This window comes from Lysinibacillus sp. NPDC056232, from assembly GCF_042267565.1.
Taxonomy (GTDB): domain Bacteria; phylum Bacillota; class Bacilli; order Bacillales_A; family Planococcaceae; genus Lysinibacillus.
On sequence record NZ_JBHJTF010000002.1, the window covers coordinates 144054 to 163967 of the forward strand.

Below are 19914 nucleotides of genomic sequence, written 5' to 3' on the forward strand. Positions count from 1 at the left end.
CATCACGTAGAATATTCTGACCTAGTTCAAGCATATGATTCTCCTTTACTATTTCGAAATAAAGAATTATACGTATAATAACTTTCAAAAATAGTATACAATCAGAGTGATAGGTTATCCTTGTAGCATCTCACATATTTAATTCATATTTTGGCTTTTTCTAACAAATATAAAGGAGATGATTCTTATGACAACATTAAAAGAAATCATGTCTGTCCAACAATTTTCTGATTTAACATTATTAAATGATGAGGGAGATTTAGAAAGAGAAGTAGAAATGGTCGATATTACGGAAACGCCTGATATTCAAAATTTCACAGCACCTCATTCATTTATCGTCACTACGGGTATGTGTTATCAACACGACCAATCCGGATTAAAGGATCTCATTCGAGAATTAAATGATATACAAGTTGCTGGCATAGGCGTTAAATTATCGCGCTTTTTAGAAAAAATTGATGATGAAGTAATAGAATATGCAAACGAGTTAAAATTCCCCATTATTAGAATCCCTGATAGTTGGAACCTTGGATCCATTACGCATCATATGTCATCCTATATCTTGGATGAAGAAACTGAAAAGTTATATTTTGCATTAGATATCCAACAAGAATTAAATACAATGCTTATGAGAGGTTTGAGCTTGGAAATGATGATTGAACGAATGAGCAGACTCCTTAGAGTCCCTGTGATGCTCTTAAATCCTTTTCATCAAATTAAATCGATGAGCCATCACTTCCAAGAACATTCAGAGCAAATTCAGAAAAATCTTAGTTACTTCAAAAGATGTGTTAATTCCAAGCAAATTTCACCTAATAATAAAGCATCTTTCCAAGAAGAACATATTATATTTGAAGTTCCAGCATTTAAATATTTTCCGTATTATTTGATGGTTTCAAATGTTAATACGCTCACTTATCCATTTAGTCTGCTTGCCATAGAACAAGCCGTAAATACACTTAGTCTCGCCATTTATAAAAATAGTAAGATCAAAGAAGCGGAACAACAAGATGTAAACCGCTTTTTCGAAACATTGATGTCTGAACATCCTGATAATCTTATTTCAGTCAAACAGCACCCTGAGTTTTTAAAAAAACACCTTATTCAACCATCCAATTTCTATCAAGTGATCGTTTGTGCGATTGATCAAGAAAGGGATGTGGAAAATAATATCTATTTGAATGAGCGCTATCAAATGACTTTTGAATGGCTAACACATAAGTTGACTGACATTGATCCTTCTATAAGTGTTTATAGGTCTCCAGGTAATCATCGGTTTACGATACTATTACAAACTAAACATCAATATTATTTAGATTACTGCAAATATATCCAAAAAGAGTATCAAAAACTTTTTAATAGCACACTGTCATTCGGTATTGGGAATGAAGTTACTGAATTCTCACATTTACCACTCTCTTATTTTGAAGCGAATGAAGCTTTTGATCATAAGTCTGAAAGTAGTAAAGTTGAATTTATAGAACTCTATAAATCTAAAAGTGTAGAAGAATTGTTACAACTCATTCCAGCCAATAAATTAAAACCGTTTATCACGTATACACTAGGTTCATTAGCCTATCCGAAAACGACAAAAGAAAAAGAACTAAAACATACATTGAAAATCTATTTGGCGAATCATTGTGATCTGACAAAGACTTCTGAAGATATATTTATTCATCGGAACACGGTAAAATATCGTATTAAAAAATGTGAAGAGATTTTAGGTCAGTCTATCGAATCGCCTGATATTTCATTGGATCTACGATTAGCATTATTTGCGTCAGAGAAAGTAAATTTTTAAACTAAAAAATCCCGCTAAAAAGCTGTTATGAATGCTTTTTAGCGGGATTCTTTTTGCCTATTTTACCGAAACACTTGCTTCCCCACCTCAATTATGAGCAAGCAAATAGTGTAGCTCCTACTCACGATGTTATCATGAAACCGGCGCTTATTCGATTGAATCCACATATACGTTTAAATGAATTCTCTTTTAGGAGACCCATTAATTAATGACATGAAGCTGCTTTAACACCCCTTCAAAGAACATCGCCGCTTCCACCCGCATCGTATGATCCTAGGGTGCAAATTGATTAGCATTACTCCCCTGAGCCCTCAGCCCCATTGGGCACCGCAGGACTCCTGCTAGTTGCCACTCAGTAGACGCGTGTCAATTGCGACGAGCCGTACGCTCTATGCCATCAGCGATTACTTCGTACAGTTGGTGCGGCAGGTCGTGACCCATGCCGTCAACCAACATTAGCTCGGCGCCCTGGATGGCAAAAGCTGTGTCCTCGCCACATGCCTGGACGAACAGAGGATCCTCTACCCCATGAATGACAAGTACTGGTACTTTTATAGTTGCCAGCCGCGGACGACGGTCACCGGAGACAGCCATTGCAGCAATTTGTCGTCCGACACTGCCTGGATCGTAGGCTCGCTGGACTTCCTCCAGAATGAGCGCCCGATAAGCATCCTCTTCAAACGGATAGCCGGTGCCGGCGATGTGTTTGGCAAAAAATAGACTGTGCGCCAAAAATCCTGCTTCATCCTCAAATGGGTTCGGCGCCGGTTTAGTCATCATCGCTATGACATCTGGGGAAGTTTGCGGAAGTGCTGGATTACCGGAACTGGACATAATGGATGTGAGCGATAATACCCGTTCAGGATACTCACTAGCTGCAACCTGGGCGATCATTCCGCCCATAGACCTGCCAACGAAGTGTGCCTGGTCAATTGACAGGGCGTCAAGTAGTCCGATAGCGTCGTTGGACATGTCATCGAGAGTGTAAGGGATATCCGGTTGCTGGCCCGACATGAGAGCAGTGGCTAGTGCGTCAAAATCCAACGTCGGATAATCGCTAAAGTGCGTTGAGCAACCTACGTCGCGATTGTCAAAGCGGATTACGCGAAAGCCCCGCGCCGCTAATATCCGACAAAACGAATCCGTCCATCGGATCATCTGGGTTCCCAGCCCGGCGATTAGAATAATAGCCTCGTCATTTTCGTTACCGAAACTGTCATAGGCCAAATTGACATCGTTGACTTTTAGGATTTTCATATTTATGTTCTCCTCTTTTTATTTTGATATCATAAGTTCTGTCATAGGCAGAAGGCGTGAATCTTCAATCGCTGCGGTCCGATGACCGATACCCGCCATGTAGTTCTGATTACTTAAAAAAGCAAGAAACGACTACGCGCAGCTCTGGCGAATCATCATGACAAGATCCTATATTTCGTCTTCGGATCCAATAAGAAACTCACCACCATCGCCAAGAAACATCACTTCACCTCGCTTTCAAGTGGTGCCGGAGCTTTTAACCACTATATCGAGCACACCCTCCCATTTCTAATTGGAATCTCCGGTGTTAGCTCAGGATGTGCTATGTAATCAACAATTTCACGAAGACGCAATATTGGTGGTAGTCCCCTGCCATAGCTGTCATTATATACGGATAGTATTCATTTCAAAAACCGCCAACCTACAACAAACATTATATTATTATGTTTGTTAATAATCAAACGTTTTCAATTTACGTTTATTTTTTTCCGAAAACAACATAGTGATGAATAAAAATAAGCAATTGAAACAAATTCAATCTCTTAAGAATGAGAAAATAAAATTAATAAATCTAGCTACAATGTATATGAATACATCAGTAACACCTATTACCTCCAAGAAGTATTATAGCTTCTCTTGTTATACCAGACCTAAGTCCTAACCAACCTCAAACATATTTTTACAAGTAGGGGGTGAACAGTTTAGTTGACGGGATCAATGTCCCACTCCCCCGTATGTTCTACTCTGGCTACTGATAGATTAAATCTAAATAAAAAAAGTTCAACCAGAAAGTCCTGGCTGAACTATGTAATACGAACGCACTCTTTAGTTGAAGAACAAAAAATTAAAAGAATTCATATAACCCATTTACAAAATAATCATATACGTTATCATTAATAATCTTTTCCCCGTATCCTTCAAAAAAAATCTCTTTATCTATTTCATTTTCAAAGGCATTGGGTTTTGGGCGTATAGCCAATGATACGTCATATCTTGGGTCTCCATAAGCTCCACTTCCCCAATCAATTACTCCTGTAATTACTCCGTTGGAAACTAAAACATTATCAATTGTAAAATCTCCGTGAATTAAAGTTTGTTTAAAGAAGTTTGGTTTATTTGTTTTAATTTTTTCTAATAATTTCTCATTTCCATCCACTTTATAATTTTTCAAATTATATTCAGCTTGATTTAACATTTGGTCAATCCATTTTCGTTCAAAAATTAGCTCTTTTGGACAAGGGGTTGTATGGATTTGAAATAGGAGTGCACCAAAATTAAATATCATTTCTTGCCGTTTCTCTTTATTTTTCTCGGTGAATAAAGCAGTCCTTAATGTCTCCCCCTCTAAAAATTCAAATAGAGCCCAGGAATCCCTTTTGTTTTGTTGTTCAACAAATTTCTTTACTTTTGGAACAGGTAGTTTTGTTTGATTAGTCAAACAGTTTAGTACAGATATTTCTCTATTAAGCCAAGAACAAAATAATTCTCCCTTTGTCCTTTTCAATGCATACAATTAGCCCAACATCAGAGGTGTAACCTTGCCGTGGAAATCTTATAGAATTAATTTTGTTAAGATATTCTTTTATTTCACTTGGAATTTCATCGATATGTATTGGTTGCATTGAGTACACCTCGTTTAATAAGCATTTTTACTATTTAATTCTTAATCTATAATCATAATCCCTTCTTCACTTAACTGCTCCGTTTGTGAAGTATTTATTTTTCTATGTATACTCTTTCTAGTAAATTGGAAATAATTCCTCTATAAAATAAAAATCATATTTTTGGAGGAATATATTTTGTTAATGCCAAAAGCATGGAAACATATGAATCTGAAATAGATCCAGCAATTTTTGTTACTGAAAGAAATCCACATTATATTAGTCTTGCAAATAAGGCATCTCATTAAACGAATATCCAGACGTGCTTGAATTAATAAAGATATACACCCCAATGCATTAAGACAGAGAAACACCATAATAAATTTTTCTCCGTTCAATTAATACTCCTGTTAGTTTAAACAAATTTTATATTTCTCTTGAAGGAATTTTCCACCAAAGCATAAAGTGTACCTGTAATACCAAAAATGATAATTGAAGTAATAATGCTAAAATTATATTTCTCCATAAAAAGAAAATCATATATTTTTTCAAAAGCAACCACCCCTATTACTCCACTAAGACAGGTGAATATTACCACTCTAAACAGTAAGGATTCTACAAACTTACTTACGACAAATGTTAGTGGTAAAAATGAAATAGGATATAAAATAAACGTAAAAGATGCCGCAACAAACAAATAAATAAGTGCATATCCCGACGTTATGATTTTATTTCCTTCTACTACATCTAATCCAAATGCTGCAAAGGAAAACAACAATCCAAAAGGTATCCACATTATTAAACAATGATAAAAAGTTTTCATACTATTATCCTCCTATGAATTTAATAATATTGACTTCATAGTAGCCAGACGAAAAAAGTGGAATAAAGTTACAAACCTTCATTTAACTACTCTGCCCTGTTCGTTCAATAAGAAAAATGAAGTGAAAGTAATTCCGGCTAACCTTTTTCAAAACCGTACTACTTTCTTATTAACGGAGCATCTTTGTTTCAAACTTACACCTAGAGAAGTATGAATTTATCCATGCTGGGGTTGGTGATCCAGTCGAAAAACACTGTTAAACTAAATACACACTAACTAGTGATTCAATCGAAAAGGCAGTAGTGACAAGGATTTGTTCCTTGTTACTACTGCCTAATTCAGTCGTTATATCGAACTCGGATTGCATGGAGTTGTATAATTCATCTAGAGAATTAGCTTCTTCATGGGAAGACCACGCTGCCTTTGGACAGCAATAACAAAACTACCTATCAGCAGGAGATGTATTAAACCTCCACTGATAGGTAGTTTTACTTTATTCATTAGTTAGGGGATTGATTGTTTTCTTCTCTTTCACCATCACGGCAAGGAAGAATAAAATCGCTGCTGCTGCAAGAAGTATTGCTGCAATATAGAATGCTAATACTTTCGAACCAGTGATATCTCCAATATAACCTGTAAGAGTTGGCGCAATAACTGATGAAGTCATTCCAAAGAAGTTAAAGATACCTAGTGCTTTGGCCATGCTGTTGGAAGGTACTGAATCCGTTACATATGTGATTAAAACTGGATCAATGGCAAGTTTACCTAATAAACCGTATAAAACTAATGCTGCATAAAGGACAGAAGGGTTAGGTGCAAATACGGTTAAACTAATTGTTACGGCTGCACCAATTAACAAGAAGATAATTAATTTCTGACGCATATGTGCATTTTTGTCAATATACTTAGAAAATATCAATGCACCAGGTACTGCTGTGACTGCAACTAAAGCAGCTACATATCCTACTGAACCTTGTTCGAATCCTTTTTCTGCGACAAGGAATGATGGTAACCATGTCACAATCATGTAATAACCATAACATGTTGCAAAATAGACGAAATAAATAACTAATTTTTTTAGCGAGAATAATTCTACGCCTTGAGATACTGTGGCTTGTGTTGTTTCCTTATCTTCAGAAGTTTCATTTGTAGCTGTTCTTTTGTCTTGTTTAACAAATAACGCAAACACAAATGTTACTGCTACTATTAAGACTGCTATAATATAAAGCATGTAATTCCATTGGATTTCAAGGCCACCTACTAATACTGATGAGCCTACTAGACCAATAACCATCCCTAATGCCGAACCACTGTTGATGATTGCATTAGAAAAGCTTTTCTTATCTTTTGGCATATATTTAGCTGATAGAGAGAAAGCCGCACCATAGTATGAGCCAGTCGAAAGACCTGCCATTAAGGCGCCTACATAAACTTGAGTGATTGTCGTGCTTGATCCAATGACGATTGCTGCTAATGCAAAAATGATAAACGCAGGGATTAATACTCGTTTTTGTCCAAATTTATCAACGAGTATTCCTGATGGAATTTGCATACCAGTATAGGCAAAGAAATAAATAGAGGCAATAAGTCCTACTTGAGTATCGCTAATATTACCAAGCGATTCTTGAATTTGTGGATATATTGGTGTAAGTATTGTACGATAAATCCAAATAGCTACCCAACCTAAACACAGTGCAAAAATGATTTTTTTGTAATAATTCGGGTCATGTTTAACTTTTTGTTCCATGCTTGACACTCCCATTTTTTTGTATTTACTTATGTTGTTACTTATGTTATTACTAACTTGATTGTAGGTTACGAGCAACTAAATAACATTGTTCACTTTGAACAAAAATAAAAATAACTTTGCACATTTTAGACAAAAGGGAATTTTTAAAATAGTTTCAATTTTGTCCAAACGTACGAATCCTATCTTTGTTTTACTGTTGAACTTCGAGGGACTGTCTAAAAAGACTAATAAAAAAAACGGATTGAGGAATTTTTTTATTTCCTCAATCCGCTTCCCTAGTAAATTTTGTTGGACATATAATAAAAGGCTGCCAAAAAATCAGATGTAAATCTGACTTTTTGGACAACCTCATTGTAAGATCCACTTATTCCCGTGAAATCGTGTTAACCTCTCTTTTTTACGATGAAAACTAGTTAATCAACAGACGCGATAGTTAACTCTATACTATTAATGCGGAATAAAACCAATTGGTGTTGGACCCGCAATTCCTAACATTACAAAATCTTTATCAGAAGTATTAGTCATACCGTGCTTTTCACCCGGACGCGCAACAACAATATCACCGGCTTTAATTTGGACCATTTCACCACATTCTGGATAAAAATCTGCTGTTCCTTCAATAACAATCCAAATATCATCCGCTTGCTTGTGCGAGTGAATGGGCAAATTTTGTCCTGGCCGCATACACCAAACAGCTCCTACAGTATTAGGTGTTTCATAGAAAATATGTTTTGTCGCTTCTTCTTCTCTAAACTCTTGAATATCTGGCCAATGGAAAATACGGTTTTTCAAATCATTTCTTGCTATTTTTTTTAATGGCATTGTATTTTCTCCTTGTTTCAAATTTCAAACTTCACCATACTCAAATGATTTAGTGTGTATTAGACAACGAATAAAAACTTCTCGGATTTGCTAGAAAAATAGCAAAGAATTATCTTTTAATAATATTTTGAGGTTTACCTTCTAAAAATGCCATCGTGTTATCGAATGCAATTCTAGCTCGCAATTCCATAGCTTCATTAGTAAGGAACCCTACGTGTGGTGTTAAAATTACATTTTTGGCGTGTAATAGTTTATAGTCTCCAGGAATAGGCGGTTCCATATCAAATACGTCGATACCCGCTCCTGCAATTTGCCCTTCATTTAATGCGTCCGCCAATGCATCATTATCAACAATCGGTCCTCGCGCGCAGTTGATTAGAATAGCTGATTCCTTCATTAATTCTAATTTTTCTTTCGAGATTAATCCCTTAGTACTTGGTAGCAATGGTATATGTAATGACACAATATCAGATTGTGCTAATAACTCATCTAATTCCATATACTCGATACCTAAATCTTCAGCTTCTGGATTTCTTCTGGATTGGTCTGAAGCTACTAATTTTGCACCAAATGCTTTAAACAAACGAGCGGTCATCATACCAATCTTCCCTGTACCAATCAAACCAACTGTTTTCCCTTTAATTTCACTACCTTGGAATGCTCCTGGGAAATGATCAGCACGAATTTCTCTATCTCCCTGAGTAATGTGACGATACACATCTAATACTAAACCAATTGTTAATTCCGCAACTGCTTGATTCGCATATCCAGCTGCATTACATATCATAATATTTTGGTTTCTAGCTTGAGTCATACCTACGTGATCAACACCTGTAAAGGCTACATTGATTAATTTTAAATTGTCATTTTGATCAATCACTTCTGTAGAATAAGGATTATTAGCAATCATAACAACATCTGCACCTTCACTACGTTTTGCTAATTCTGCGGAATCAGTTGTTTTCTCGTTGTAGTAAACAAATTCATGACCGGCCTGTCTGATTGGCTCCGCTAATTTTTGAATAATCGAATCTGAAACATTTAATGGTTCTAATAATTTAACTAACATTCAATTCATTCCTTCCTTTTTTTCAAATACGTCTGTTGATTAACTAGTGACCATAGTTTTAAAAGAGAGATTCACATTTCTGCAAAACTGTTATTCCACACAGCAAAAGGCGGATGAAATTTCAGTTTATCATTTTGTATACTTTGCACAAAAAATGTGGCATTTTCATTTTTAATCACTCCCTCTTTTTATTTTTTCTTATGTTAATTGCTTAATGTAATTGTATTATAGGAGTATTTAAATAACATTGTTCACTTTAAACAAAAACAGAAACAATATTACATGTTTTTGACAAAAGCTAATACTTAAAATAACTAAGAAATTATGCTTTATCTATCTTAATGAGTACTTTCTCTTTCAGCTCTTTGCGCGGTATTTTTGTATCTACATACAATAAAAAAGCCCGTCTACCTCTAAGGTTAACGGACTGATTCGATCTATAAAGAAGTGCTAAAGTTTCGATAATATCTATATAGTTCTCTTCAAAATAAAAGAAACATAAGTGGTATTCACCTTTTCTAATTTAATTATGAGGTAAATGACAAACGCCACTTTCACAAAAGTGAAAATGGCGTTTGTTTGGTCTGAAGCAACCATTTATAGTTGCTTTCTAAAAAATTCTTTTAGGTTTCAGATTCTTCTATATTTACTTTGTTACATTATTGAATAAATTTAGGATCTAATATTCCTAAACCACTGCCTTCCATTTCAATCTTCACTTTTGTAGCACCGTCTAAATTAACATTAACCTTTACCTTGCCTTTTATCGATCCACTATCATAAATCAATTTATTATCTGCGTAAATTTTCATATAACCTACACCGAAAGAGCCCGCCGCTAACTTTTTAACTGGTGCTAAATACGTTTCGAATCCTTTGTAATTTCCATTCGCTAAGTATTCAACTGTATGATCTTGTACTGCCCCTCCACCATGATATCCACCAAGTTGATAGGATTGTTCAAACTTTTCACCAGTACTAATAACAATAGAGCTTGGGTTATGGAAGAAGTGGTCTTCATCACTCCCAATAGGTTTTACATCTTTTAAAGAGACGAACTTTGGAACATCACCTATATATATGGATTTTGATTTTCCATCCCATGTCACTTTTTTCCCTAAAGATTCAGCAATGAAACGCATTGGAACATAAGTAGTACCTTCATAAATAAAGCCAGATTGACCCTCTTGTGGTTTTTTTTCAACCTTATCTACATAGTAATTGATTGCATCTTGAAATACGCTAATCTTTTTCAGATTGCTTGCTGCTTCCGTTGTTGAGAGGTAAGTAAAGGTTAAACCTCCTAATATAAAAAAGCCTAAATAACTTGTTACTATAAGTAGTTTTTTCATATAATCACTCCTTCATATATATAGTTATATGTAATTATACCAAAAATTACATACTATAATCCATGATATTGGTCAAATATTGACTATAAGTTATAGTATTGAAAATTAAATTATTTCTTCTCTCTACTTTTACCTGGGTATGTTATTGATAAAACTCAGAAAACCTTCTTCTGATTTTTTAAAATGTGAATTTTCATGACAATTAAGCGCATTTGTTAGACAACACTCAAGGTTTTTTGCACAAATAATGCGGCAAGTGTTGAGGTGTATGCGATTGATGAGAAATGGTGATTTATATATCTAACATACTTTCACCTGATAGATCACCGGTTGGATCATCACAAAGTAAAAGTAAGGAATTTTTGCAACCGCTCTAGCTATAGCAACTCTTTGTTGTTCTCCTCCAGAAAGCTGCGAAGGGAAATTTTTCATACGATTTGCTAACCCGACTTTATGTAAAATCTATTTAGCATCCAGAGGGTGTTTACATACTTCAGTAGCAAATTCAACATTTTCAAGAGCGTTTAAATTCGGAATTAAATTATAGAATTGAAAGACAAAACCAACTTTCTCACCACGATAGTCTGTTAACTTTTTTTCATTCAATCTTGTTATTTCTTGATTCCCAACAAACACTTGACCTGAGGTAGCCGTATCCACACCACCAAGAATATTCAAAATCGTACTTTTACCCGCTCACTCGCACCCAAGATAATGACAAATTCCCCTTCATAAAGTTTTAGTCAACGTCAAGTAACTCTAAAATAAACAACTGTTGTCGTATATTTTAGAGTTACATTTTTTTCGCTTCATTCTTGTCGAAATCTTTATCATGAAGCCATTGATCATGCAAAATAGCTGCGCTTTAAATCGATATTTAAAAGCGTTTCAAACGACCGTTTTCTGTAGCAGTTTCACCCGTACTGAACATGAAGGACCTTCCCTTCCTCACGGCTTCAAGATGTTTCCATCGCGTTTGATGTCGTTATGTCTCGGCATCATTTTGTCCAGAATTGACCGAAAGCAGTTAAATCTTTCTAATAATATAAAAGCCGATAGAATAAAATATACATTCAAAATCCCGCGAATTACAAGGTATTTTAGTAGACATAATAAAATTATTAAATAAAAAATAAAAATTGATGAGTCACGAGATGATGATGGCTATTTCACCACCACCCATACCTATCCCCAAAAGCATTTTACGTGTTCTAACTGTTCTTTCTATAAATCGTCCATAAAGCCACTCCAATTGCGGTTAGTTACGTCACACGAAGCGCTTGTCTTTTCTTCAATCCGTATAATCATCCTACTCGAAGAAGACTATTTTATTTTTTCGCAAAATACAGTTTATTTAATCGTAAATATGGTATACTTTTCCTTACCCCAAAAAAGGAGGTGCAAGTCCAATGGTGAAAAAATAAAAATGAGAAAATCTCAAATTATTTTATATTTTTTAAAATACACATGTAGATTTTCTCTTTCATAGAATGAATATCTAAAGAAGAGGAGAAAGAACATGTTAAATAAATTAAGTGATACTATTTATTATTTATCCAATCAAGAGGATAGAGAACGACCAACATTAGGATTGGTATGTGGTGACCAATTTAGTCTAATTATAGATTCTGGTAATTCAGCTCAACATGCTAACGATTTTTTACTAGAAATTGAGAAACTCGATGTACCACCTATCAAATATTTGGTCATTACCCATGCACATTGGGATCACTTCCTTGGTATGAATGAATTTGATGTAACTGTTATCGTTAATAGTCAAACAAACGAACTATTAAAAGAATGGCAAAATTATAGATTTGATGATAATTCCCTCCAAAAGTATGTGAATACTAATCAGATGAGTGCTAAGTGTATGGAGATTATACAAACTGAAATACCAAATAGAGATAGTTTTAAATTGAACTCTCCAGACGTAATCTTTGAAAATGCATTAACCATTGATTTAGGTAATAAAGTTTGCCTAATTGAAAGAATCAAAAGTACTCATACAGACGACTCTACAATTATTTATATTCCTGATGAAAAAGTTGTTTTTTTAGGTGATGCTGCATATTGTACAACCACAAATTCTCTTTATCATTTCAAGCAATCATTGTTATTGCCTATGATTAAAGACATTCAAAAATATGATGCTGAAATGTTCCTACTTGGTCATGAATCGATATGTGATTCTGATGAAATGAATATCTATTGGGAAGAGTTAACAACAGCAAGTCGAGTTGTAAAATCTACCTCACTAGAAAATGCTATTGAGTGTTTCAAGGTAGAAAATAAAAGGGACCCTAATGATAATGAATTATTTTTCATACAGGCATTTGTTAATGACCGTATAGTTCAATCATAGTAATTCTATAAATTAGTAGCCACCTCATTTAGTTGAAATGAGGTGGCTAAAAAATAACTCAAAAGTTCCTTCAAACCTCTGAGTTATTGTTTTTTATTTAGTTAAGACCTTCATATCTGCCACAATCGTCTCAACTGGTACGTCTGTGGTACCGTTATAATCCTTCACAACCACACCATCAGCATCCACTAAGTAATAACTTGCCATATGTGTGACTTGGTCAGAATTCGGATCATTCATTACTAATGAATTAAACGATTTCTTTGCAAACTGTTCAATATACTTTTGATCATAGCCAGTTAATAGCTGCCATTTGCTTGCATCGGGCACTGAATACGTTTTTAAATAATTCGTTAAAACTTCTGGCTTATCCACTTCAGGATCAACACTAAAAGCTACAATTTGATAATCTTCCACGCCTTTATCCTGAAGTGCCTTTTGCACCTCTGTCATGTTATATGTCATTGGCGGACAAATGGAATTACAATTAGTAAAGATGAACATCGCTAACCATGGCTTGCCTTTTAAATCATTCAGACTAACTGGTTTATTTTTTTGGTTTGTAACCGAAAAATTCTGTACTTCTATGTTCATTTCTGGTTCAAATTTATAGCTTCCGCAAGCGGTAAGTATGGTACTTAATGTTAGTATCAAAACGAGTATGACACTTTTCTTTTTCATTTAATTGCTCACTTCCCTTCAATTTACCATCCTTGTTTATTGTATAAATTATAGTTATTTAATACAAGATATGAGCTTATCCTTTCATTTTTTTATGCCCATTAAATGTATGTTGTAAAATTTTAGTATAATGAATACCGTCTATATTCCAGACAATTCAAACTTTTTTAATATTTTTTTAAAGCTAGTTTTTTACTATTTCGGTTATTTCCCAAGAGATCAACTATTTGTTATATAACAAAGTTTCGTTGCTTTTCAGGTTCCCCCTCATCGGATGACACAATAATAAACCTCTCAAAAATTCTCTTTCATACCCAAATCTTCTATCACATTCAAAATTATTATTATTAAACTATTATAGGAATATTATTCTTATAGACAATTCCGTTCTCTTCTATACGGTTTATTTCTACTAAATCCTTATTATTTCTATGTTATTTCCGCAATCTGAAAATGATTAAAAATTATAAAAACTCAAAATTTAGTATTGCATTATAAGAATCTTCCCCATAAAATAAATGAATATACGACGAAAAGAAAAGAAATATGTCGTCTAAAACAGAAATATATCACTTTAGGGGGAATAATAATGGCAAACATTTCTGAGCACAACAATATAGAATCAATTGATTATAATGCAATTGAAGCTATGGAATCGTTCAACATGTTCGTAAAAAAGAAAAATACCTTTCTTTTCTCGATCACAGCAGTCTTTTTAACACTTTATATTTTGTTACCAATCCTCGCTTTCCAACCTGTACTACAACAAAAAATCTTCGGAAATATTACGGGTGTTTGGGTTTATTCAGCTGGATTATTCATTATGACTATCGTACTTTGTACAGTATATGTGAAAAAAGCGGCTTCATTCGATAAAGCGGCCGCAGCAGTACTAGCTGAGTATCAGGCGAAAGGTGGAAAATAAATGAACTTCGTATCCGTTGGTTTCTTTTTAGCAATCGTTGGTTTAACGCTTGTAGTAACATATATCGCAGCGAAACGTACGTCTTCTGCGGCTGATTTCTATACAGCGGGCGGTGGTCTTAAAGGTTGGCAAAATGGCTTCGCGATCGCTGGTGACTATTTATCTGCAGCTGCATTTCTAGGGGTGTCAGGTGCGATTGCATTAACTGGTTTCGACGGCTTCTTCTTCTCTGTAGGCTATGTAGTAGCTAACTTAGTTCTTCTTTATGTAATTGCAGAACCTATGCGTAACTTAGGTCGATATACTTTAGCAGATATGCTTACTTCCCGTTTTAATGAAAAACGCATTCGTGGCGTTGCTGCGTCAGGAACAATTATCATCGTCATCCTTTATATGATTGCACAATTAGTAGGTGCAGGTGCTCTTATTAAACTATTATTTGGTATTGAGTACTGGATTGCGGTTTTAATCGTAGGTGTCATGATGACTACTTATGTTTTATTCGGTGGAATGACAGCTACTTCTTGGGTGCAAATTATTAAAGCTAGCCTTCTATTATTCGGGACAGGCGTATTAGCTACATTAGTATTAATGAAATTCGATTTCTCTCTTATGAAAATGTTTGATACGATCGCTGTGGATCATGGTGAGAAATTCCTTGTACCAGGGATGAAATATACAAGTACAATTGATTCTGTTTCAATGATGATGGCGCTTGTATTAGGTACATCTGGGTTACCACATATTTTAATGCGTTTCTTCACAGTGAAAGATGCTAAAACCGCTCGTTCTTCTATTTCATGGACAACTTGGATTACAGCTATTTTCTTCTCATTAACTATTTTCTTAGGCTTTGGCGCATTAAACTTTGTAGGGATCGATAAAATTCTTGCTGAAAGTAAAGCTGGTAACACTGCAGCCCCACTTCTTGCTAATTACTTAGGTGGTGATGTGTTAATGGCATTTATCGGTGCAGTAGCATTCGCAACCATTTTAGCCGTTGTTTCGGGCTTAGTTTTAACAGGAGCTTCTGCCATTTCCCATGATATTTATGGGGAAATCATTAAAGGTGGTAAATTAACAGAAAAGCAACAAGTAGTAGCAGCTCGTACTGGCTCGATTTCTATTGCCATCGTATCCATTATCCTTGCGTTATTTGCGCAAAACTTGAATGTATCATTCTTAGTATCCTTTGCATTTTGTATCGGTGCTTCAGCAAACTTACCAGTTATTCTCTACACAATTTACTGGAAAAAATTCAATTCAACAGGTGCTATAACTGCGATGGTAACTGGTTTAGTATCATGTTTAGTGTTAGGTGCTATGGGGCCGAATGTATGGAGTCCTGTTGAAGGTGCAGCTATTTTTGTTGGTAATCCTATCGTACCGTTAGCAGTTCCCGCGGTTATTACGATTCCACTTGGCTTTATCGCAGGTTATTTAGGCTCTGTTCTATCTTCTAGTAAAGTACCTCAGGAAGAAGCAGAACGTATTTACAAGGAAATTCGCGTTAAAGCAAACACTGGTGTATCCGTTTCTGATATCTCTCATTGATCGCTTTTAACCATCCAAATTATTGAAAAAATATCTATCAATCATCCTATCTATATTAATAAAAATATCAAGTTAAAGAACTCGATTTTTCATCGGGTTTTTTAACTTTTTATTATAAAAAATTTTCCAATTTATTTATCGAACAATACTATTCTCTTTCAAAAAAAAACGATTTTCACTGAGTAAATAGTGTTTATTTTTTATAAAAAATCATTTCCCTTTTGAAATTTTAACCATATTTTCCGCTCGGAAATCTAGAATTGACCTAACTTCATTTATTTATCAGAATTTTCCAAAACCCTTTTATTTCTTACATTTGTCTTGTATATTCTCTTTTAAGACTATTTTTCCAAAAACTATTTTTTTATAATTTTTTTCTGAAAAGTATTGCAATTTTGTGAACTCTCTCATAAAATGAAGATGTGAATTCACTAAACTAGCAAAATCAAGTCTTTAAGCAGTAAAAATAAACACAAAATGGGGAATGTTAATGGGGAACAATCAAGCAAATAAAGGCGTTGTGATTGACTATGACGCGATTGCTAATCAAGAATCGTTTAAAGCGCTTGTGCGAAGAAAGAATTCTTTTCTTTGGTCAATGACTGCGATCTTCTTAGCAGCATATATGTTGCTACCAATTCTTACTTCGTTCACGAAAGTTCTACACCAAAAGGCAATCGGGGAAATTACTTGGGTGTGGATATATGCAGCAGGGCTATTCATCATGACTTGGTGCTTTTGTCACTTATATGTAGCGAAAGCGAATAGATTTGATAAAGAGGCAAAGGCGATTATCGCAGAATACGAGAACGGAGGTGGCCGCCGATGAATAACGGGATGAGTTTTACAGCCATATTCTTCTTCGTATCCATTGTTGGTTTAACATTAGTTATTACATGGTGGGCATCTAAAAGAACTTCTTCTGCAAGTGATTTCTACACTGCAGGCGGTGGATTAACAGGCTGGCAAAATGGACTAGCCATTGCTGGTGACTACTTATCAGCAGCATCTTTCTTAGGGATCGCTGGAGCAGTTGCATTATTTGGATTTGATGGATTCTTCTTCTCTATCGGTTATTTAGTAGCTTACTTAGTGGTTCTATACATCGTCGCTGAGCCATTACGTAATCTTGGTAAATTTACATTAGCTGACATGATCACAGCGCGTTTTGATAGCTCTAAAGTTCGTGGTACAGCAGCTTTAAGCACTATTACAATTGTCTTATTCTACATGATTGCACAACTAGTTGGTGCAGGAGCACTTATTCAATTACTTTTAGGAATCGACTATTGGGTTGCCGTTTTAATCGTAGGCTTTATGATGACGACTTACGTACTATTCGGTGGTATGACTGCAACATCTTGGGTACAAATTATTAAAGCCTGTCTTTTAATGTTAGGTACAGTTATTATTTCATTCTTAGTATTAAAAGAGTTCGGCTTTAGCATTGCAACGATGTTCAAAGAAATGGAAACTGCAACTGATAGCGGTGCAGCTTATTTGAATCCAGGTCTTAAATATACAAATGGTATTGATACTATTTCAATGTTAATCGCTTTAGTATTAGGTACAGCTGGTCTTCCACATATCCTAATGCGCTTCTTTACAGTAAAAGATGCGAAAACTGCTCGTTCTTCAGTTATCTGGGCTACTTGGATTGTAGGTATCTTCTACATTCTTACAATCTTCTTAGGCTTCGGTGCAGCTAAATTTGTTGGTAAAGAAGATATTATTGCTGCAAACGCTGCTGGTAATATGGCTGCTCCACTTCTTGCGGAAGCACTTGGTGGGGACATCTTATTCTCATTCGTATGTGCGGTAGCTTTCGCAACAATCTTAGCGGTAGTAGCTGGCCTTGTACTTTCTGGCGCATCTGCCCTATCACATGATATTTACGGTCAAATTATTAAAAAGGGAAAAATTACAGAGAAAGAGCAAGTACTTGCAGCTCGTATCGGTTCCATTACAATCGCTGTTATTTCAATCCTTTTAGCACTTGGTGCACAAACATTAAACGTAGCGTTCTTAGTATCCCTTGCATTCTGTATTGCAGGTTCAGCTAACCTACCTGTAATCATCTATACAATCTACTGGAAACGCTTTAATACAGCTGGTGCTATAACGGCAATGTTAACAGGCTTAATCTCTGCTTTAGCTCTTGTTGCAGTTTCACCAAACATCTGGAATCCAGTTGAAGGAAAAGCAATTTTCGTTGGTGATCCGTTAATTATGTTAACGAACCCAGCTATCATCTCTGTTCCACTTGGCTTCCTAGGAGGCTTCATCGGAACAATGCTTTCTAAGGAAACAGATGATAAGAAATATCGTGAAGTGGATGTTAAAGCAAACACAGGTATTTCTGTACAAGACGTATCACACTAATAATAGAACAATCGCCTCGTAAGTTAACACTTACGAGGTTTTACTTTTTCTTCCGTATTCGGTACGATATTTACAAATGATAGTTGGAGGTAAGGTAACATGACAAACTCAAAAGCAAAAAAGAAACGCATGCATATAAAACGCACAAAAGGGAAGGACGTTGAAAAAAATCGTCAATCTTCCCCTTTCAGTACACATGAGCGTGTAACGAAAACGAAAAAAGAAAATATTGAACAAAATTTTACAAAGCACAGAAAACACAACCACGCTGAAGATGATTAGTGGTTGTGTTTTGCTTGTAATGAGACATTTTGATGTTTAGAAGTAATCAGTTTTGGTATAAAGTGCAACGGATACAGTAAAAGAAAAAGGTTAGGTATCCACCACATAAGATCAAAATCAAGCTTTATTGTCCAAAAAGCAATCGCCTGCAATCCAGAACAAGATGTTAGTGTCAGAGATAGTAAGGCAAATGCTCTCCACTTTTCATTTTTTATTTTAAATAGATAGAGACTAATAAAACCAGTAACTGAAAATCAATTATGCCTCGCATAATTGCGTCTGGAATCGGCTTTGTGCTTGCACAAAGAAACTCCTTTCCGATTCCGTGACATCCGCCGGAGGCTTTAACTTCTTTCAGCGGGTGTCCAAACACCCGCTGAAAGAAGTTAAAATATCTAGCGGGAAAAACGACCAATTCCATATAACTAATAATTCATTTTGATAATCCTGATATAAATACTCTTCTGGAATCAAATGAAAAAAAGTGACAAGCCAATAGAGTATAAAAAAGAAATCTGTACCTAAAAATAGCATTCTTAAAGCTTTACTGCCCCCATTTAGTTTTCTTCGTTAACGTTACCATTTAGAATACCAAGCATAAGGATGTCCACCATTTCCTGCATTGTATCCTGAAGTGAAATCATATTTCTGTTTTGGGATGCATGTTCCATCAATCGATAAAGCCCGCCAATATAGACTTCTATAAAGATCTCTTTATTAAAGGGACGTATTTTATTTGTTGCAATTCCTTCATCTATTAACGAAAAGATACCTGCCCATTGTTCATGAATAAAATCATCAAGAGTTTCCCATTGCTTTGGATAATATCGTTGAAGTTCCTCTAAATATTTGAGCTGAGCAAACTTAAAATCAGCCGGAATTAGTACAAGACTTTTTTGTAGTTTTTCTACAAGATTTAACGTTGAATCATGCAGAATTTCTTCCTCTTTCATTTTCAGCTCTTCAATTGCTAGATCAATCATTTCATTCAGTAGTTCTTCCTTTGAGGGATAGTATCCATACAATGTTTTAGTACTCATACCTAGTTGCTTTGCTAAATCCCCCATCGTAAACCGGAATCCTTTTCGTTCAGCTTCACTTATGGATACCTTTAAAATTCTTTCTTTCAACACTTTCACCTACTTCTAGGAAAACAAAAAAAGTTTTTTATTTTCCATATTTTACATTAGTGCAGAATGAAAATACTGTCAAATAAAAAAACACAGCTGCTTTTTAAAAGAAACAGCTGT

16 protein-coding genes and 3 pseudogenes are annotated in these 19914 nt (G+C 35.0%); 7 read left to right on the plus strand and 12 right to left on the minus strand.

What is annotated here, in order from left to right; genetic code table 11:
* Nucleotides 1-187: 187 nt before the first annotated feature.
* Complete coding sequence (locus tag ACFCYJ_RS02770) at nucleotides 188-1801, plus strand: PucR family transcriptional regulator (RefSeq protein WP_376070372.1); 1614 nt, start codon at nucleotides 188-190, stop codon at nucleotides 1799-1801.
* 366 nt (nucleotides 1802-2167) lie between these two features.
* On the opposite strand, the gene ACFCYJ_RS02775 is transcribed toward ACFCYJ_RS02770, so the two are convergent.
* The 8 genes and pseudogenes from ACFCYJ_RS02775 to ACFCYJ_RS02810 form a co-directional block, all read right to left on the minus strand.
* The gene (locus tag ACFCYJ_RS02775; protein ID WP_376070375.1) at nucleotides 2168-3058 is read right to left on the minus strand and encodes an alpha/beta fold hydrolase; all 891 of its coding nucleotides are present in this window, start codon (nucleotides 3056-3058) and stop codon (nucleotides 2168-2170) included.
* Nucleotides 3059-3902: 844 nt separating this feature from the next.
* The gene (locus tag ACFCYJ_RS02780; protein WP_376070378.1) at nucleotides 3903-4496 is read right to left on the minus strand and encodes a phosphotransferase family protein; all 594 of its coding nucleotides are present in this window, start codon (nucleotides 4494-4496) and stop codon (nucleotides 3903-3905) included.
* A gap of 578 nt (nucleotides 4497-5074) precedes the next feature.
* The gene (locus ACFCYJ_RS02785) at nucleotides 5075-5482 is read right to left on the minus strand and encodes a hypothetical protein (RefSeq protein ID WP_376070380.1); all 408 of its coding nucleotides are present in this window, start codon (nucleotides 5480-5482) and stop codon (nucleotides 5075-5077) included.
* A 493-nt stretch (nucleotides 5483-5975) separates the two neighbouring features.
* The gene (locus tag ACFCYJ_RS02790) at nucleotides 5976-7229 is read right to left on the minus strand and encodes an MFS transporter (protein WP_376070383.1); all 1254 of its coding nucleotides are present in this window, start codon (nucleotides 7227-7229) and stop codon (nucleotides 5976-5978) included.
* A 450-nt stretch (nucleotides 7230-7679) separates the two neighbouring features.
* Complete coding sequence (locus ACFCYJ_RS02795) at nucleotides 7680-8054, minus strand: cupin domain-containing protein (RefSeq protein WP_376070385.1); 375 nt, start codon at nucleotides 8052-8054, stop codon at nucleotides 7680-7682.
* Nucleotides 8055-8163: 109 nt separating this feature from the next.
* A complete protein-coding gene (locus ACFCYJ_RS02800) occupies nucleotides 8164-9123 on the minus strand; it encodes a 2-hydroxyacid dehydrogenase (RefSeq protein ID WP_376070388.1) in 960 nt (319 codons plus the stop codon).
* 659 nt (nucleotides 9124-9782) lie between these two features.
* Nucleotides 9783-10475, minus strand: a complete 693-nt coding sequence (locus ACFCYJ_RS02805; RefSeq protein WP_376070391.1) for a stalk domain-containing protein — start codon at nucleotides 10473-10475, stop codon at nucleotides 9783-9785.
* 295 nt (nucleotides 10476-10770) lie between these two features.
* Nucleotides 10771-11206, minus strand: a pseudogene (locus ACFCYJ_RS02810) (ABC transporter ATP-binding protein); the annotation flags it as partial.
* A 788-nt stretch (nucleotides 11207-11994) separates the two neighbouring features.
* Between ACFCYJ_RS02810 and ACFCYJ_RS02815 the strand changes: the two are divergent.
* A complete protein-coding gene (locus tag ACFCYJ_RS02815; protein WP_376070393.1) occupies nucleotides 11995-12840 on the plus strand; it encodes an MBL fold metallo-hydrolase in 846 nt (281 codons plus the stop codon).
* A 93-nt stretch (nucleotides 12841-12933) separates the two neighbouring features.
* Here ACFCYJ_RS02815 and ACFCYJ_RS02820 read toward each other — a convergent pair whose 3' ends face one another.
* Nucleotides 12934-13521, minus strand: a complete 588-nt coding sequence (locus ACFCYJ_RS02820; RefSeq protein ID WP_376070396.1) for an SCO family protein — start codon at nucleotides 13519-13521, stop codon at nucleotides 12934-12936.
* Between the two features lie 589 nt (nucleotides 13522-14110).
* On the opposite strand from ACFCYJ_RS02820, the gene ACFCYJ_RS02825 reads away from it, so the two are divergent.
* The 5 genes from ACFCYJ_RS02825 to ACFCYJ_RS02845 all read left to right on the plus strand — a co-directional run bounded on the left by ACFCYJ_RS02825 (nucleotide 14111) and on the right by ACFCYJ_RS02845 (nucleotide 18664).
* The gene (locus ACFCYJ_RS02825) at nucleotides 14111-14446 is read left to right on the plus strand and encodes a DUF485 domain-containing protein (RefSeq protein WP_376070399.1); all 336 of its coding nucleotides are present in this window, start codon (nucleotides 14111-14113) and stop codon (nucleotides 14444-14446) included.
* Nucleotides 14447-16000, plus strand: coding sequence for a solute symporter family protein (locus ACFCYJ_RS02830; protein ID WP_376070401.1), 1554 nt, complete (start codon nucleotides 14447-14449; stop codon nucleotides 15998-16000).
* Between the two features lie 490 nt (nucleotides 16001-16490).
* Nucleotides 16491-16829, plus strand: a complete 339-nt coding sequence (locus ACFCYJ_RS02835; protein WP_376070404.1) for a DUF485 domain-containing protein — start codon at nucleotides 16491-16493, stop codon at nucleotides 16827-16829.
* An 8-nt stretch (nucleotides 16830-16837) separates the two neighbouring features.
* Nucleotides 16838-18382: a solute symporter family protein gene (locus tag ACFCYJ_RS02840; protein WP_376070618.1), complete on the plus strand. Its 1545-nt coding sequence runs from the start codon at nucleotides 16838-16840 to the stop codon at nucleotides 18380-18382.
* A gap of 99 nt (nucleotides 18383-18481) precedes the next feature.
* On the plus strand, nucleotides 18482-18664 hold the full coding sequence (locus ACFCYJ_RS02845) for a hypothetical protein (RefSeq protein WP_376070406.1): 183 nt from the start codon (nucleotides 18482-18484) through the stop codon (nucleotides 18662-18664).
* Here the strand turns inward: ACFCYJ_RS02845 and ACFCYJ_RS02850 are convergent.
* The 3 genes and pseudogenes from ACFCYJ_RS02850 to ACFCYJ_RS02860 form a co-directional block, all read right to left on the minus strand.
* Nucleotides 18661-18918, minus strand: a pseudogene (locus tag ACFCYJ_RS02850) (DUF5360 family protein); the annotation flags it as partial. The gene ACFCYJ_RS02845 and the pseudogene ACFCYJ_RS02850 overlap by 4 nt on opposite strands.
* A 133-nt stretch (nucleotides 18919-19051) precedes the next feature.
* Nucleotides 19052-19198, minus strand: a pseudogene (locus ACFCYJ_RS02855) (DUF5360 family protein); the annotation flags it as partial.
* A 23-nt stretch (nucleotides 19199-19221) separates the two neighbouring features.
* Nucleotides 19222-19794: a TetR/AcrR family transcriptional regulator gene (locus ACFCYJ_RS02860; RefSeq protein WP_376070412.1), complete on the minus strand. Its 573-nt coding sequence runs from the start codon at nucleotides 19792-19794 to the stop codon at nucleotides 19222-19224.
* Between the last annotated feature and the right edge of the window lie 120 nt (nucleotides 19795-19914).

Excerpts from the sequence above, each read along its gene's own strand:
- ACFCYJ_RS02800 (WP_376070388.1), bottom strand. The coding sequence starts at position 9,123 with ATGTTAGTTAAATTATTAGAACCATTAAATGTTTCAGATTCGATTATT.
- ACFCYJ_RS02835 (WP_376070404.1), top strand. The coding sequence starts at position 16,491 with ATGGGGAACAATCAAGCAAATAAAGGCGTTGTGATTGACTATGACGCG.
- ACFCYJ_RS02805 (WP_376070391.1), bottom strand. The coding sequence starts at position 10,475 with ATGAAAAAACTACTTATAGTAACAAGTTATTTAGGCTTTTTTATATTA.
- ACFCYJ_RS02770 (WP_376070372.1), top strand. The coding sequence starts at position 188 with ATGACAACATTAAAAGAAATCATGTCTGTCCAACAATTTTCTGATTTA.
- ACFCYJ_RS02790 (WP_376070383.1), bottom strand. The coding sequence starts at position 7,229 with ATGGAACAAAAAGTTAAACATGACCCGAATTATTACAAAAAAATCATT.
- ACFCYJ_RS02840 (WP_376070618.1), top strand. The coding sequence starts at position 16,838 with ATGAGTTTTACAGCCATATTCTTCTTCGTATCCATTGTTGGTTTAACA.
- ACFCYJ_RS02825 (WP_376070399.1), top strand. The coding sequence starts at position 14,111 with ATGGCAAACATTTCTGAGCACAACAATATAGAATCAATTGATTATAAT.
- ACFCYJ_RS02785 (WP_376070380.1), bottom strand. The coding sequence starts at position 5,482 with ATGAAAACTTTTTATCATTGTTTAATAATGTGGATACCTTTTGGATTG.
- ACFCYJ_RS02795 (WP_376070385.1), bottom strand. The coding sequence starts at position 8,054 with ATGCCATTAAAAAAAATAGCAAGAAATGATTTGAAAAACCGTATTTTC.
- ACFCYJ_RS02815 (WP_376070393.1), top strand. The coding sequence starts at position 11,995 with ATGTTAAATAAATTAAGTGATACTATTTATTATTTATCCAATCAAGAG.
- ACFCYJ_RS02830 (WP_376070401.1), top strand. The coding sequence starts at position 14,447 with ATGAACTTCGTATCCGTTGGTTTCTTTTTAGCAATCGTTGGTTTAACG.
- ACFCYJ_RS02845 (WP_376070406.1), top strand. The coding sequence starts at position 18,482 with ATGACAAACTCAAAAGCAAAAAAGAAACGCATGCATATAAAACGCACA.
- ACFCYJ_RS02775 (WP_376070375.1), bottom strand. The coding sequence starts at position 3,058 with ATGAAAATCCTAAAAGTCAACGATGTCAATTTGGCCTATGACAGTTTC.
- ACFCYJ_RS02820 (WP_376070396.1), bottom strand. The coding sequence starts at position 13,521 with ATGAAAAAGAAAAGTGTCATACTCGTTTTGATACTAACATTAAGTACC.